General features: G+C 44.4%; 13 protein-coding genes. 6 read left to right on the top strand and 7 right to left on the bottom strand.

Going from position 1 to position 15,194, the window contains the following annotated elements; all coding sequences use genetic code 11:
* Window positions 1-186 precede the first annotated feature (186 nt).
* Together AC3CIA_RS21145 and AC3CIA_RS21140 are read left to right on the top strand one after the other, a co-directional pair.
* Window positions 187-453, top strand: a complete 267-nt coding sequence (locus tag AC3CIA_RS21145) for a DUF3081 domain-containing protein (protein ID WP_171308387.1) — start codon at window positions 187-189, stop codon at window positions 451-453.
* 47 nt (window positions 454-500) lie between these two features.
* Complete coding sequence (locus AC3CIA_RS21140) at window positions 501-1,133, top strand: CIA30 family protein (RefSeq protein ID WP_237288723.1); 633 nt, start codon at window positions 501-503, stop codon at window positions 1,131-1,133.
* A gap of 111 nt (window positions 1,134-1,244) precedes the next feature.
* Here AC3CIA_RS21140 and AC3CIA_RS21135 read toward each other — a convergent pair whose 3' ends face one another.
* Window positions 1,245-2,270: a zinc-binding alcohol dehydrogenase family protein gene (locus tag AC3CIA_RS21135; RefSeq protein ID WP_237288722.1), complete on the bottom strand. Its 1,026-nt coding sequence runs from the start codon at window positions 2,268-2,270 to the stop codon at window positions 1,245-1,247.
* 156 nt (window positions 2,271-2,426) lie between these two features.
* The gene (locus AC3CIA_RS21130; RefSeq protein WP_237290150.1) at window positions 2,427-3,194 is read right to left on the bottom strand and encodes a glycine betaine ABC transporter substrate-binding protein; all 768 of its coding nucleotides are present in this window, start codon (window positions 3,192-3,194) and stop codon (window positions 2,427-2,429) included.
* A gap of 267 nt (window positions 3,195-3,461) precedes the next feature.
* Between AC3CIA_RS21130 and AC3CIA_RS21125 the strand changes: the two genes are divergently transcribed.
* Window positions 3,462-4,394 carry a LysR family transcriptional regulator gene (locus tag AC3CIA_RS21125; protein WP_488518990.1) on the top strand — a complete coding sequence of 311 codons (933 nt, stop codon included), beginning with the start codon at window positions 3,462-3,464 and terminating at the stop codon, window positions 4,392-4,394.
* A 156-nt stretch (window positions 4,395-4,550) separates the two neighbouring features.
* On the opposite strand, the gene AC3CIA_RS21120 is transcribed toward AC3CIA_RS21125, so the two are convergent.
* Complete coding sequence (locus AC3CIA_RS21120) at window positions 4,551-4,940, bottom strand: hypothetical protein (protein ID WP_054545708.1); 390 nt, start codon at window positions 4,938-4,940, stop codon at window positions 4,551-4,553.
* Between the two features lie 171 nt (window positions 4,941-5,111).
* Window positions 5,112-6,305: a benzoate/H(+) symporter BenE family transporter gene (locus tag AC3CIA_RS21115; RefSeq protein WP_171308382.1), complete on the bottom strand. Its 1,194-nt coding sequence runs from the start codon at window positions 6,303-6,305 to the stop codon at window positions 5,112-5,114.
* A gap of 99 nt (window positions 6,306-6,404) precedes the next feature.
* Here AC3CIA_RS21115 and AC3CIA_RS21110 point away from each other — a divergent pair, with 99 nt between their 5' ends.
* On the top strand, window positions 6,405-6,971 hold the full coding sequence (locus AC3CIA_RS21110; protein WP_171308381.1) for a helix-turn-helix domain-containing protein: 567 nt from the start codon (window positions 6,405-6,407) through the stop codon (window positions 6,969-6,971).
* A 105-nt stretch (window positions 6,972-7,076) separates the two neighbouring features.
* Here the strand turns inward: AC3CIA_RS21110 and AC3CIA_RS21105 are convergent, their stop codons facing one another.
* Window positions 7,077-8,126: a cysteine synthase A gene (locus AC3CIA_RS21105; protein ID WP_171308380.1), complete on the bottom strand. Its 1,050-nt coding sequence runs from the start codon at window positions 8,124-8,126 to the stop codon at window positions 7,077-7,079.
* 175 nt (window positions 8,127-8,301) lie between these two features.
* Between AC3CIA_RS21105 and AC3CIA_RS21100 the strand changes: the two genes are divergently transcribed.
* Window positions 8,302-8,517: a hypothetical protein gene (locus AC3CIA_RS21100; protein ID WP_004731730.1), complete on the top strand. Its 216-nt coding sequence runs from the start codon at window positions 8,302-8,304 to the stop codon at window positions 8,515-8,517.
* A gap of 170 nt (window positions 8,518-8,687) precedes the next feature.
* Here AC3CIA_RS21100 and AC3CIA_RS21095 read toward each other — a convergent pair whose 3' ends face one another.
* Together AC3CIA_RS21095 and AC3CIA_RS21090 are read right to left on the bottom strand one after the other, a co-directional pair.
* Window positions 8,688-9,881, bottom strand: a complete 1,194-nt coding sequence (locus AC3CIA_RS21095; RefSeq protein WP_171315941.1) for an acetate/propionate family kinase — start codon at window positions 9,879-9,881, stop codon at window positions 8,688-8,690.
* 765 nt (window positions 9,882-10,646) lie between these two features.
* Window positions 10,647-12,656: a DEAD/DEAH box helicase gene (locus tag AC3CIA_RS21090; protein ID WP_029224327.1), complete on the bottom strand. Its 2,010-nt coding sequence runs from the start codon at window positions 12,654-12,656 to the stop codon at window positions 10,647-10,649.
* A 393-nt stretch (window positions 12,657-13,049) separates the two neighbouring features.
* On the opposite strand from AC3CIA_RS21090, the gene rnb reads away from it, so the two are divergent.
* The gene (gene rnb, locus AC3CIA_RS21085) at window positions 13,050-15,056 is read left to right on the top strand and encodes an exoribonuclease II (protein WP_488518989.1); all 2,007 of its coding nucleotides are present in this window, start codon (window positions 13,050-13,052) and stop codon (window positions 15,054-15,056) included.
* The last annotated feature ends 138 nt before the right edge of the window (window positions 15,057-15,194 follow it).

Here is a 15,194-nt window from a genome sequence, read left to right as displayed (position 1 = left end):
ATAAAAAGGCGTTAGTAAACTCAAGCCTACTAACGCCTTTCTTCTGTTTATCGTAGCCCTTTTGCAAAACAGCTGCAGTGATTGAGTAACCGACTCCCCACAGTGATCGTAATGCAGAACCAAACCGTAGTTAATTCAAATACAAGCACTTAGCATTTTTCATCGACTGCGCAGCGGGAGTGGTACATGGACAACAGAATCACCATTTTAGAGTTTCTCAGAGTGTTCGACTGCATTCGCTCCTCGGGCAAGCAATTGGATAGCAAATATCAGTTGGACGAGATGGTAGCGTGGCACGATTACGATGGTTACACCTGTTGGTTGAGCTACCGAGACGTTACGGTAACCCTGATGTTCCACGGCTCATTGAAGATCGAATACGACAAGGCGTCGAACTATGAAGACTTCATCAATCGTTGTTTAACTATGCTTGAAACTGAGCCTTCTTCATAAGTGAACCATCGCTATCGAGTAAACAACGCATAGCCTACGGGGAAAGAGTGGAGAAAAAGATGAACGGAACCCATTGTAAAACGCAGTTACTCCTTAGGTTAACCACACCTTTATTCCTTCTACTCTGCCTACATTCGTTAGGTCTTAAGGCTGAGGCAATAGGAACAATCATGATCGACTTTACACAAGCGAGTGAGCATCAAAACTGGACAGTGACCAACGACGATGTAATGGGCGGCATCTCAACAGGTGAGCTCATTTATGTTGATAATATGAGTCGATTTAGGGGCGAGCTATCGTTAGAAAACAATGGTGGTTTCAGTTCTGTAAAGCGCTCCATTGAATCACCTGCCCATGAAATAGATAGTGCAGAGCTGATATTCGTTGGTGATGGTCGCACCTACCAACTGAGGTTCACCACTTGGAAGGAGGGTAATCGAGTTCAATACAAACACGATTTCGATACCATAAAGGGAGAGCAGCTAAACAAGGTCTTCCACTTCAATGATTTTCAAGCGGTGTTCAGAGGTCGGCTACTGAGCGATGCCCCGGAACTTAAGGCACAAGACATCAAGCAAATTGGCTTTTTGATTGCAGACAAACAGCCCCTGCCCTTCGAGCTAAACCTAATCCAGATTCAATTCAAAGTATCCCAAAAACCTGAGCAAGACTCTAAGTAAACCACAGACGAACAAAAGCCCCTGATATCTTACCGATTCGCGAGTAATATAAGGGGCTTGCTGTTCAAGAGATCATTACTTCAAACCGTCAAAGATCTAAATCATTAACTATTAATATTTAATGGCTGTTTTACCAATCGAAGCGCTGCTTTCAATACGTTGATGCGCATCTTTAATTGTGTCTACACTAAAGCCACCTAGGGTCGTGGTCAGCGTCGATTTAATACGGCCTGCATCAATCAGATTCGCTGCTTGGAATAAGATATCTTGTTGCTTCTGGATATCGTCGGTGTTGAACAGTGAACGTGTAAACATCAATTCCCAAATAAAGCCTGCTGATTTGCCTTGCAGCGCTGATAAGTCAATCCCGCCATCGAACTCTACAATCGAACTGATCAGGCCTTGTGGTGCAATCAGCTCTACCATTGCATCCCAATGACCTTTGGTATCTGCAACATTAAAGATGTAGTCGACATGTTGAATGCCCTGCTCTCGCACAGACTCAACCAAATTACGGTGATTAACCACATGGTCAGCCCCCATGTCTCTTACCCACTGTTCCGTTTCAGGTCTTGAAGCTGTTGCGATAACATTTAAGTTAGTGAGTTGCTTAGCCAGTTGAATAGTGATCGAACCTACACCGCCCGCTCCACCAATGATCAGGATAGACTTTTTCTCTTCAGGACGAACACGCAGACGATCGAACAAAGCTTCCCACGCCGTAAGTGTTGCTAGTGGCATAACTGCTGCAGCTTCATCAGAAAGGCTCTTAGGCGCTTTAGCGGTAATACGGTAGTCCACAGCTTGGTATTCTGCGTTAGCACCCATACGCGTTACATCACCCGCATAGTACACACGGTCGCCAACCTCAAAACCTTCAACGTCTAGGCCTTTTGCAACCACTTCCCCTACTGCGTCATAGCCAAGCACTTTAGGTTGTTCGAGTGTTTTATCCTTGGCATTGCGAATACGAATTTTTGCGTCTGCAGGGTTGATAGAAGTCGCGCTCACTTTTACCAACAAGTCATTATTTTTTAGTTCTGGCAGACTCGTTTCAAACTCAAATAAACTGTCTTGCTCTGTAATCGCAAGTGATTGAGTAAATCCGATAGCTTTCATTTTTGATGGTACTGACATTGTGCTTTCTCCTTGAATTAGACGAGTTAATCTTAGTCAATTCTCACTCTAGATAAACCGCCTAATATTTGAATAATTCTCAAATAATTTTTGATAATGGTGTTACCGCTATCTGGGTAATGCAGACATCTAACTGCATTGCCAAAGACTGAGAGGTTAAATCAGGCCTTTCTCAATCAACCAATCATGTGTGACTTGATCTTGTGGTTTACCTTCACGGCAAACTTTGTAATCCAGCTCTGCGATAATGTCATTCGAGAAGCGTAGGGAATCCAACTTCTGAATCTGCTCTTCGTTAAACAAGTGCTTCTTGTCATCTCTTAAAAGCAGTACCGCTCTGTCAACGATTCCGAGTAAGCCTTTAGGCTCTTTAAGTTCTCGAATATCGTAACGATGGTGCAAAAACTGAGGTTTCCACAGTGGCACTACCACCCACTCTTTGTTTGCCACTGCACTTTCAAAGGCAGTGAAACAATCGTCTTCACTGCCAGGCAAGAACTGGTAACCAGCATCGCTCAGGCCATAGTCTTTCATCATCTGGATAGAGAAGCGTGTGATACCAGCACCGGGGTTGATACCCTGGATGGTCGAGTTCATTTTCTCGATCACTTCGGCTTTTAATAAATCAGATACTTCAGAAACCGCTTCTTCAGGGACATAATCAGGTACACCCCATAACGCGTAAGGTTCATAATGAAGCCCAAGCTCGATAAGCGGCTCAACTTCTTCAACGCCCGCTTTGTAGATGCCGTGACTTGATGGCAGCCACGCAGAAGAAAGCATATCCACTTGGCCTGTTTTCAGCTTTTCAAAGTTCTCCTGATGTGGAGAGAAAATGCGCTCTACCTCAAAACCCATGGTTTTCAATACATTGGCAACCAATGAAGCGGTCGTACGGTGGAACGACAAATCCGTTACACCCATTGTGATTTTCTTAGTCATCTTGTCCCCCTAGATCGTAGGCTTCGTCCATACGGTGTGTACTGCGCTACGTTGTCGATAGGGGAAATGATAGTGAGAAAATTACTAATGAAAAACAGCTTCACATTTGAATTATTATCAAATTAATTTTGACAATAAAGTGTTTGAAGCTAACTTAGAAGCGACAAGTAGAGATAATCCATTTGCAGATTGTGATCGGGAAATATCCCAACCCCATGTTTAGAACATAATTCAATACAGGTAGATAATATGCTTCTTGAAGACTTACAGGTCATCTTAAAAGTGGCGGAGTTTCGCAGTATTACCGCAGCCGCGACGAACCTTGATATGCGTACTGCTACCGCAAGTGCTGCCGTGAAACGTGTTGAAGCCGCGTTAGGCGCTGAACTATTTGTAAGAACCACTCGCCACTTAAGGCTCTCTTCAGCAGGCGAACGCTATTTACCTGAATGCGAACAAGCCTTAAAAATGTTAGAACAAGCGAAGCTCAACATGCGAGAAGAGTTGGGCATCGTTGATGGTGAGATCCGTATTGCGCTTTCATCGGATCTAGGGCGAAACTTAATCACACCTTGGCTTGATGAATTTTTACTGGAATACCCTAACGCCGCACTACGTACTAGCATCAGCGATAGCAATATCGATTTTTACCGTGATTCTATTGATATGGCGTTGCGTTATGGCTCCCCGACAGATGCCAACATGTATGGCTTTAAAATCTGCGATGTACCCAGAATATTGTGTGCGGCCCCTGAATACTTGGCTGAGATGAGCACACCAAAACACCCGAGTGACTTAACTCAACATAATGGTTTGCTCTACCAACTTCATGACATATTGCAAGACGAGTGGATATTCAACGATGGCACTCAAGATCATAAAGTGAAACTAAAAGGGAACCGCGCTTCGAACGACGCTGACCTTGTAAGACGTTGGTGTATCGCGGGTAAAGGAGTGGCAATAAAATCTTGTCTAGACATGTCACCTCATCTGCTTTCAGGCGAAGTAGTTAAAGTCATGCCTGAATTTAAACCAACATCTACAGAGTTGTGGTTAGTATGCCCAAGTCGTCAATCCATCACCCCTACTGTGCGTCTACTGAGAGATTTATTCAGAGAGAAGACCGCAGAGATCCTTTCGCAACTTAGTGAGCAAGGCATTATAGAAAGCAAAATATCATAGGATCTAATACAGCTTAGAGATAAAAAGTAGAGATACAAAAAAGGCGTTAGCGAACTTCAATTCGCTAACGCCTTTAATCATTTGAACATCATATGGGTATGATGAACATACTGACTTTATTACAAGTACTTGGTTTAATAACCTTAATACAAGAGTTTAGTTTGACTCGTCTTCAACAACGTCACAACCTGCACAGCACTGAAGAGCAATTTCATGTTCGAAGGTGATGGTGTCTTCGCCTTCTTCCAGTAGCTCTGCGATTTCATCCGCGACTTCTTTCTCATCATCCGCTTCAATTTCGCTTGCTAGCTCTTCTTCTGAATAACCGAAGAAGTTAAGCAATAGGTACTCACGAGCTTCCTCTTTAGTACAGACCACGTTTGCTGAAAGATCAGGTGTAATCTCACCTTGCGCAAGAGTCGCTGTCAGTTGAGCGAGAGCATCCTCTTTCATCGCAGGCGTTAACCAACCAAGATCAGTACTTACTGTTGTTTTTTTACAGTCGAAGCAAGGCAGTTGGTGGAAGTAGTATTGAAAGGTAGTCATAGGTAATTTCTTCGTTAAGTGTTGTATAGCAAGATTATGCGCGTTTTGTAGCAAAATACTATCTCAATCAACAACCTAAGGCTGGTTCGAACTGAATATTTGTACCAAGTACAAAGCACCATGATGACTACTGATAAATTTAAGGCCTCGTTCACTAGGGACATCATCTCATTACGACGAAGTTTGCGAAGCCTTGCTTTCTCCACCCGACTTAGCTTTGTAATTGTGTAACCAGCAACAAAACAACCCAATACACAGACCCCAAAATGCACTGCCGATTCCCAGTAAATTAGTACCAGAAGCAGTGAATAAGAAAGTAAGCAGTGCGGGTTCTCTGTAATGACTGTCTGCCATTGATACCGCAAGGCAATTCATCAAGGTCGGCATCACCGCTAAGCCAGCAACCGCAATGACAATCTCGGAGGGCACAGCGCTAAACAGCGACACAAATGACATCCCCATAACGCCAGCTAGCAAGTAAAACCCGCCCATACAGATCCCCGCCATATAACGTGTCTTTCGATTACTATCCGCATTCGGGCCCATGCAAATAGCGCCCGTAATCGCTGCAAGGTTATACGCAAAACCACCAAACGGTGCGAAGATCAAACCTGTCACCCCTGTGGTGGTAATGATCTTCGATGAATCGACTTGGTATCCGTTCGCTTTTAGAACCGCAAATCCCGGTAAGTTCTGTGAAGCCATCGTCACTATAAATAATGGAATTCCCACGCTGAACAACGAAAAGAACTCAAAATCGGGCGTGATAAACACTGGGGTCGTTAATCCCATAGTCACCTGACTAACATCGAGTTTGCCAAACCCCACACACATGACCAATGCGATGATGAAAATGCTTGGGATCAGTAAATTTCCTAACCGCGCTTTCGCCAGAATAAATACTGTGAGCATGACAGCTACGACTTGTACCTCTTCCATTAACGACGTGAATAAACCTAAGCCGAATTGCAATAGAATCCCCGCGAGCATCGCAGAGGCAATCGATGTTGGAATCTGTTTTAGGACTTTCTCAAATATCCCCGCTAATCCAACTAACGTGATCAACATCGAACTGAACAAAAACACGGCCACGGCCTGATTCATTGTCAGCCCTTCAAGAGACGTGATTAACAACGCAGCTCCAGGCGTCGACCACGCTGTAACCACTGGCTTCTTGTAGTGAAACGAGAGCAGTATCGTGGTTACGCCCATGCCAATTCCCAACGCCCAAAACCATGACGCCACTTGTTCTTCGGTTGCTCCAGCACTCATTGCCGCTTGGAAAATGATCGCCGCGGCGCTCGCATAACCAATGAAAACAGCGATAAAGCCGGTACTGACGTGAGAAAATTTTAGCTTAGTCATGTTAATTTATTCCTTCGTGCGTTATAACGTCTATAGACTGAACTTAGCACTCGTGCGCTATAACGCACAACTAATTTTTGAAAAACTTGTAGAGAAAATATGCAAACAGAAATTAAAGTCGGCGTTAACTTGAAACGCCTTCGCCAAGAAAAAGGCTGGAGCTTAGACAAAACAGCGAAAGCAACAGGCGTGAGTAAAGCAATGTTAGGACAAATTGAACGTGGAGAATCAAGCCCGACAGTCGCTAAGCTCTGGCAGATAGCTTCTGGGTTCGAGGTGTCACTTTCGAGCTTTATCGCGGCTAGCCCAAACAGTGAACTGACGAGTTTATTCAGAGATGCAAGCGAACTAAGGCATGAGGAATACAACATTGGTTTTTTCGTCAGTTTGTTGTTTCCTTTTGAGGAAGCACTAGGGTTTGAAATATTCGAACTCACCCTAGCCCCCGATTACCAACATAAATCCGCCCCACATAACGCAGGCGTCACTGAGCACATCTTATGTATTTCAGGAGAGATGGCCGTGATGTTTGATGGTGAGTGGCATACGTTACGAGCAGGGCAAGCCGTTCGCTTTAATGCTAACCAGAACCATGGCTACAAAAATATCGGTGAAGGAAATGCCGTATTTCATAATGTGATTCACTACCCTAATAACAAGCAATAGTGCCGGGTTTGGTGATAACGGCTATAACCGGATGTTTAGCGCTAACGGATGTCCATCGCTAACGAAAGAGCAGGCATCCCACTGGCTAGTATTCACTGAGAACGACTATACGTTGACGACCATGCTGCCATCTTCTGCTTGGTAACGTGCCCATAGTTGAGAAAGGTTTTCTTTATTAAGCTGTATCTCTTTTTCTTTCAGAAACGCTTCGTTGTGCAGCTTCGAATACGAGCGCTCAGCAAGGTCACAGCTAAATGTAACGATGGTTTTCCCTTTCCCCATTCTAGCCGCAGCGTATAGCGCACCTGCTACGTTCAATGACGAACTGCTTCCTAGAAGAATACCGTCATGCTCCGCAACAAGGCGGGATATCGTCACCAAATCCTGATCGGGCAGCGTGATGGCACGATTGATTTTTGCTTGCCTGAAATTTTCAACCGTTCGCATGATCCCTATGCCTTCCGTGAACGAACTTCCCGTTGATTGATAGTGTCCATTACGTAGAAACGAATAAATGCCGGACCCATTTGGGTCAACTAACCAAGTTTCGAGGTTGGGTTGCTGCTCAGATAGATAGTGTGAGTTTCCGGCAATGGTTCCTCCAGTCCCCACCACTGAAACTAGAGCATCAATTTTCCCTTGGGTTTGCTGCCAAATTTCCGGTCCAGTATTTAAATAGTGCGCTCGATAATTACTGAGATTTTCAAACTGATCTGCCCACCAATAATTCTCATTTTCGACACCAATCCGCTTAGCCGTGTGGTAAAAATGTTCAGGGTTTGCAAAAGGACAAGGGTCGACCAATAACCGTTCAGCATTATAAAGCGAGATCATGCGCTCTTTCTCTTGTGCCTGCCCTTTTGGCATCACCACCAACATTTTGTAACCAAGGGATTTAGCGACTAGAGCAAGGCCGATCCCCGTATTTCCTGCGGTACCTTCAACGATTGTCATTCCCGGCTTAAGCTTACCGGCTTCTACTGCATCCATAACCAACTGAAGTGCCGCTCTATCTTTAATCGAACCACCCGGGTTCTGGTGTTCGCACTTAATAAGAATCTCACAACCTGATATCTCTGAAAGACTATTGATTCTAACAAGATCGGTATCGCCGATGAGTTCACTGAGATTGTTTGCAATGTGGGCAGATGACATCGCGACTCCATTTATTTATTTATTGAGGATGAGTTTGTTGATCGATTGATCTGTCGATGATCATAAGCGTAGCTCTGAGGTCTGCTTAGTCAAGGAGTGGCGAAATTGAAAAGACTCTCATTTTCAAAATAACAATTATAATTAGGGGTGATCGATTAGATTGAGGGTAAATAAGATGTTTCTAAAAGAGAAAAAAAGCGGTGACCTCGTAGATGTTACTGAAATGACCAAATTAACCAACTTATTTCAGGACAGTATCGAAGGTCGGTTTCAAGCTGGCGAAGAACAGCAAGACCCTGAGATGTTTAAAAAGTCCGAACTGGTGTTTATGTCAGGTGAAGAGTTACCTCGATGCTGGACAGATCCAAACTACCGCTCAGAGGTTAAATAACCTTAACTCTTCCAGAGTACCAAGTGAGTTGTAATTGAAACTCTGTTCTAAAAGCGTTTGACCATATGGGCTATTCCCTCTGTTAAAGCGTTCAAATGCATCTTTACTAAACACAAAAAAGCGAGCCACTTAGGCTCGCTTTTCAATTGTTTCTTAAGCAGTTGCTTCGATTACAGAAGCTCTACAGACTGTTGAGCAATAACAAATTCTTCGTTCGTTGGAATAACCATTGCTACTGCATCAAGCATTTCTGATTTAGCGATGATGCCTTCAGCGCCAAAGCGAGCTGCTTCGTTGCCCGCTACATCTTCAACAAAACCAAGAATCTTAAGGTTGCTTAGGATCTCACGACGAATCGGTAGAGAGTTCTCACCGATGCCGCCAGTGAAGATGATGCCGTCTAAAGAGTCTAGCGTTGCTAGGTAAGAAGCAATGTACTTTGATACGCGGTAAGTAAACACCTCAAACGCAAGCTTAGCGCCTTCATGGCCCTCTTCCATCGCTTCTAAAATGCCACGAGCATCGCTCGTAAGACCAGACACGCCAAGGAAGCCAGACTCCTTGTTTAGAGAGTTGAATACTTGCTCTTGTGACCAACCTTTCTTAAGTAGGTACTCGATGATACCTGGGTCTAAGTCACCACAACGTGTGCCCATCATAAGACCAGAAAGCGGTGTGAAGCCCATTGAAGTATCAACACTGTTACCGTCTTTGATAGCACATACAGATGCGCCGTTACCTAGGTGAACAGAGATGAAGCTCGATTCTTCTACTGGCTTGTTGACCATTTTCGCAGCTTCACGGCTAACGAAGTAGTGGCTAGTACCGTGGAAACCGTAGCGACGAACACCGAAGTCTGTGTATAGCTCTTTTGCAATTGCACCTGTAAATGCACGTTGTGGCATTGTTTGGTGGAAAGCAGTATCAAACACGGCGAACTGAGGTAGAGAAGGGAAAGCTTCAATTGCAGCACGGATACCGATAGCACCGGCTGGGTTATGAAGTGGAGCTAAGTCAGATAGGCTTTCAATCTCACTCGTTACTTCTTCAGTAATACGAACGGTTTGAGTGAACTTCTCACCGCCGTGAACGATACGGTGACCGATCGCCACGATATCAGCTGTGAAGCCTAAGTCTTCCATCAGGCCAACCAATTTGCCAATGGCAATTTTGTGGTGGTTACCCTCGCCTTGAATAGCAATTTCTGTTTTCTGACCTTGATGCTTCCAGCTCATGCGAGCATCTTCAAGACCAAAACACTCCCCTAAGCCACTTAATACTGCGTCACCAGAAACAGAATCGATGACAGCAAATTTAAGGGAAGAACTACCCGAGTTAATAACCAGAACAAACGAATTAGACATTGGATATGGATCCTGTTTCAGTACGAATTTAGTGAAGTTTGCGCTTCAATTTTAGTTAAGTCTATTATTCAATAATTTTTGAATCTTTCAACTTTTGTTTTGCAAAAACCACCAAATGAACACAATTAAGTTGATCTTAGTCATCAATTCATTTCTTTCGAGAACGAAAATTAAAAAATAGTTGAATTAGATGAAGTAAATGCACTTATGAAACTGATAGGTCCATACAAACCACATTGAGAGCAAAGTCACCTTGGATTGAAATATTACCCAAGAGTCCAATTCATAAATTAAGCCCATAAAGCAAAAAAACAAGCTGGCGTTCTACACTGCGACTTAAAAAATACAGCACGACACTTAAATATAGAGCTGTTGGTTGCCAATACCCGCTAATAGACTTTAAGACGTTTAACGTCGCCTCAGCACTATAAAGAGATCACTTATTCGGCTCGAACTGTTGAGCAGCTCTTACTTCAAAATCTATTTTCATTTTTCACTATAGCTGTGCATTTCTTTTGCTAGACATCGCTCGACTCCCATACATCTAGACTAGACACGCTAAACGGCGCTTTACGCACATGTCACTGTGGCAGCCTTATGATGCGAGGCACTATCTTAATCAGGGCTTAGGACGTGCTACAGGCGTAAAGAATAAAATAGCAGGCACAAAAAAGCCGAGCATAATACTCGGCTTCCAATTTCACTGTTTAAGCTATTCGTCTATAAGCACTTGGCTTGTAAATTTCAACTTAAACTAAAGGTTGATTAACCTTCGCTGCGCTCTGGACGACGACCGCGGTTGCCGCCATTGCCAGCTGCTGCGTTGCCATGGCCACGTTCGCCACGGTGGTTACCACGGTGATCACCACCACGGTTACGGTCAAAACGACGTTCGCCATCACGACCACCTGCAGAGTTACCATCACGTGCGCCGTCACGGTTGCCACGGTAGCCACCACGACCGCCATTGCCACCTTCACGGTTACCACCTTCGCGATTACCGCCTTCACGGTTACCACGGTAGCCGCCGCCATCACGACCGCCACGACCGCCATCACGACCGCCACGGTTGCCATCACGACCGCCGCCGCCACGACGAGGCTCACGGAAGTCGTTGAAATCAACAACTACAGCGCCAGCTTCTTTTTGACGAATGCGAAGTTTGCTTAGCTTACCAGCAGTTTCAGAGTTCATTGCTTTTGGCAGTTGAACGTAAGTAGAACCTTGGTCTAGCTTGATAGCACCGATAGAACCTTTAGTTAGGCCTAGTTCGTTTGCTAGTGCGCCAACGATGTCTTTAACCTGAACGCCTTGCTCACGGCCAACTTGTAGTTGGTACGTATCCCAATCTTGAGTATTGAAGTTACGACCACCACCATCACGGCCATTGTCACGATCTTCACGACGCTCTTTGCGACGGTTCTTATCACGCTCAATAGCAGCGATCATTGGGTCTTCGCCAACGTAGAATAGTGGGCTCTTACCTTGCTGACGCTTAAGAAGCATTGCAGCTAGAGTAGCAGCATCAACTTCTAGAGACTCTTGTAGTGTAGAGATTAAACCTGCGAAGTTTTCTAGAGCTTTGCTCTCTTTCTCTGTTTCAAGCTCAGCACCAAGCTTAGCAACACGTGCAGCAGCAACTTCGTCACGTTGTGGAAGTTGGATTTCTTCCATTTGAGACTTAGTTACACGCTCGATTGTGCGAAGCATACGGATTTGGTTAGTGCGAACTAGTAGGATCGCTTTACCTTTACGTCCAGCACGACCAGTACGGCCAATACGGTGGATGTAAGATTCAACATCGAATGGGATGTCGTAGTTAAATACGTGAGTGATACGTGGAACATCAAGACCACGTGCTACAACGTCAGTTGCAACTAGGATATCGATAACACCTTGTTTGATGTGATCAACAGTGCGCTCACGTAGAGACTGAGGAATATCACCATGCAATGCAGCAGCTTTGAAGCCACGTGCAGATAGCCAGTCAGCTAGACGCTCAGTGTCTTGACGAGTACGTACGAATACGATTGACGCGTCAGTTTCTTCAGTTTCAAGAAGACGAGACATTGCTTCGTCTTTCTCTACACCTTTAACAACCCAGTAATTCTGCGCTACTTTGTCAACTGTGTGGTTAGTACCAGCAACGTCAACTCTAGCCGGGTTACGTAGGTAACGGTCAACAATAGTCTTAACCATTGGAGGCATAGTTGCAGAGAAAAGTACACGTTGTGCAGATTCTGGAGCTTGCTCAAGGATCCAAGTAACGTCATCTACGAAACCCATTTTTAGCATTTCATCTGCTTCATCAAGAACAAATGTATGCGCTTCATCTAGGTGTAGACGGTCACGAGTTAGTAAGTCTTTAACACGACCTGGAGTACCAACAACAATGTGAGCACCGCGGCTTAGAGCACGCATTTGGTCAACAATTGAAGCACCACCGTAGATTTCAAGAACTTTAAGACCGTTGATGTCACGACCTAAGTTTTTGATTTCCGCAGCAACTTGAATCGCTAGCTCACGAGTAGGAGCCATGATGATTGCTTGTGGTTTGTGTTGGTTCAGGTTGATTTTGTTAAGTAAAGGCAGAGAGAATGCTGCTGTTTTACCAGTACCAGTCTGTGCTTTACCTAGTGCGTCACGGCCTTCAAGAAGAAGAGGAATAGCTGCTGCTTGGATTGGAGTCGGAGAAACGAAACCCATGCTATCAAGAGCTGAAAGAATGTTATCGTTAAGGGCTAATTCATTAAATTGAATTACAGATTCGGACATTGGGATCCCACTATATATAAGTAAACAAAAGGTCCCGGGAGCTCTATCAATTCCAATACTGATCCAATCAGATACTGATTCCATTCAGAGTTACGAAGCAGTAATAAAACACTTCAAGCCATTAGGGACGTCTAAGGGAGGCGGATTATTCCCTAAATGCATAAAAAAATCCAGAAAAAATTGAAATACATCACATATTTTTCGCTTTTACATCAATACTGGTTATCATATCGTCAAAATTTGATGAATATCTCGTCACAGCACCCATCTTCTAGCAAATTGACCTAGTTAAATAAGAGGGCAATTAATTAACGCTCACTTCGCCTTTAAGTAGTAATCAAGCCTCGCAATGATTATAGTGTGCTCAATTGTCCTCGATAGATAAAAGTCAAAATGTTTCAAGATAATCCTCTACTCGCTCAACTCAAACAGCAAATCCAAGAAACCCTCCCTAAAAAGGAAGGTACAATCAAAGCCACTGAAAAAGGGTTTGGTTTTCTCGAAGTCGATAACAAGACCAGCTTCTTCATTCCACCTCCATACATGAAGAAATGTGTACACGGTGACAAGGTAATTGCCATCATTCGCACCGAGAAAGATCGCGAAGTAGCAGAGCCTGAGGAATTGATTGAACAAGGCCTTACTCGTTTTATTGCTCGCGTGAAGTTGTTTAAAGGTCGTTTGAATGTAGTTCCTGACCACCCGCAACTGAAAAAGCTGCAACTAAAAGCGAAAGCAAAAAAGGGGCTAAACCCTGAAACGCTAAAAGAAGGAGACTGGGTTGTTGCTCATATCGTTCAACACCCGTTAAAAGGTGATAACGGTTTCTTGGCTCAAATATCTGAAAAAATCACAGATGCTGACGACAAGATCGCACCTTGGTGGGTAACGCTTGCACAAAACGACCTACCTAACAGCGAGCCTCAAGGCATCGACAACTGGCAGATCAACGACGATGCCGATCTTGAACGCGTAGATATGACGCACGTACCTTTTGTAACCATCGATGGTGAAAGCACAAAAGATATGGACGATGCGCTTTACGCTAAGAAGAAAGAGAACGGTGATTTTGAGCTAACTATTGCGATTGCTGATCCTACCGCTTACATCTCTCCAGATGATGCGATGGATAAAGTGGCTCGTGAGCGCGGTTTCACTATTTACCTTCCAGGTCGTAACATCCCAATGTTACCTCGTGATCTAGCTGACAACTTATGTTCACTAATAGAGAACGAAGTTCGCCCGGCACTTTGCTGCACAGTAACAGTATCTAAAGAGGGTGTTATCGGCGATGACATTAACTTCTTCGCTGCGAACATCAAATCTCATGCTCGTCTTGCTTACGACCACGTATCTGACTGGCTAGAAACCGGTGTATCAGACAAATGGCAACCATCAGAAGAGATCGCTGCGATTGTTTCTGACCTTCACCAATTTGCACAAGCACGTTCAGCATGGCGCTCAACAAACGCTGTTGTATTCCCCGACCGCCCTGACTACCGCTTTGAACTTAGCGAAGATAACGATGTTGTCGCTATCCACGCAGACATGCGTCGCACTGCAAACAAGTTGGTTGAAGAATCTATGATCAGCGCGAACATCTGTGCAGGTCGAGTATTAAAAGAAAGCTTCAACCAAGGTGTCTTTAACTGTCACTCTGGATTTAAAGCAGAGAAAGTAGCAGACGTTCTAGAACTGGTTAATCCAGAAGCCGAAACACCATTTACAGAAGAGCAGATCGTTTCTCTAGAAGGCTTCGCAACTCTGCGCCGTTGGTTAGGCTCTCTAGACAACAGCTACTACGACAACCGTATTCGTAAACTCCAAGCGTACAGCGAGATCAGCAATGAACCTGCGCCACACTACGCAATGGGTTTAGACATTTACGCGACGTGGACTTCTCCAATTCGTAAATACGGTGACATGATTAACCACCGTATGCTTAAGGCTCACATCCTAGGTAAAGCGCCAATTCAAACACCAGACGAAACTATTGGTGATGAACTTGCCCTGCACCGCCGTCACCACGGTATGGCTGAGCGCAATGTTGGCGATTGGTTGTACGCTCGTACTCTAGCAAACGCTCCTGTAGAAGAGACTCGCTTCCAAGCAGAGATCTTCGACATTAACCGTGCTGGTATGCGTGTGCGTCTGCTTGAGAATGGTGCAGCTGCATTTATCCCTGGTTCTCTCATTATTGATAATAAAGAGAGAATAGAGTGCAACGGTGATATGGGTACTGTATCTATCGATAAAGAAATGGTATACAAACTGGGAGACGTTTTAGAAGTAGTTCTCTTCGAAGTTAATCAGGAAAACCGTAACTTAGTAGCAAAACCTACTCAAGTATTTGCGGACTTGCCTAGCGAGCCTGAAACGACAAACGAAGCCGAAGCTTAAGAGCTTTAACGGTTACGGCTTTCAAGGTTTAGATCTTGCAAGGTTTAGATCTTTCAAGGTCAAAGCTTTCAAGGTCAAAGCTTTCAAGGTCAAAAGCTTCAAAGGTTCACTTCTAAAGGCGCTAATTATTAGCGCCTT

Source organism: Vibrio sp. QJM3NY_27 (genome assembly GCF_057785955.1).
Note: the sequence above shows the minus strand (reverse complement) of the source record. Positions and strands in the feature narration are given on the sequence as shown.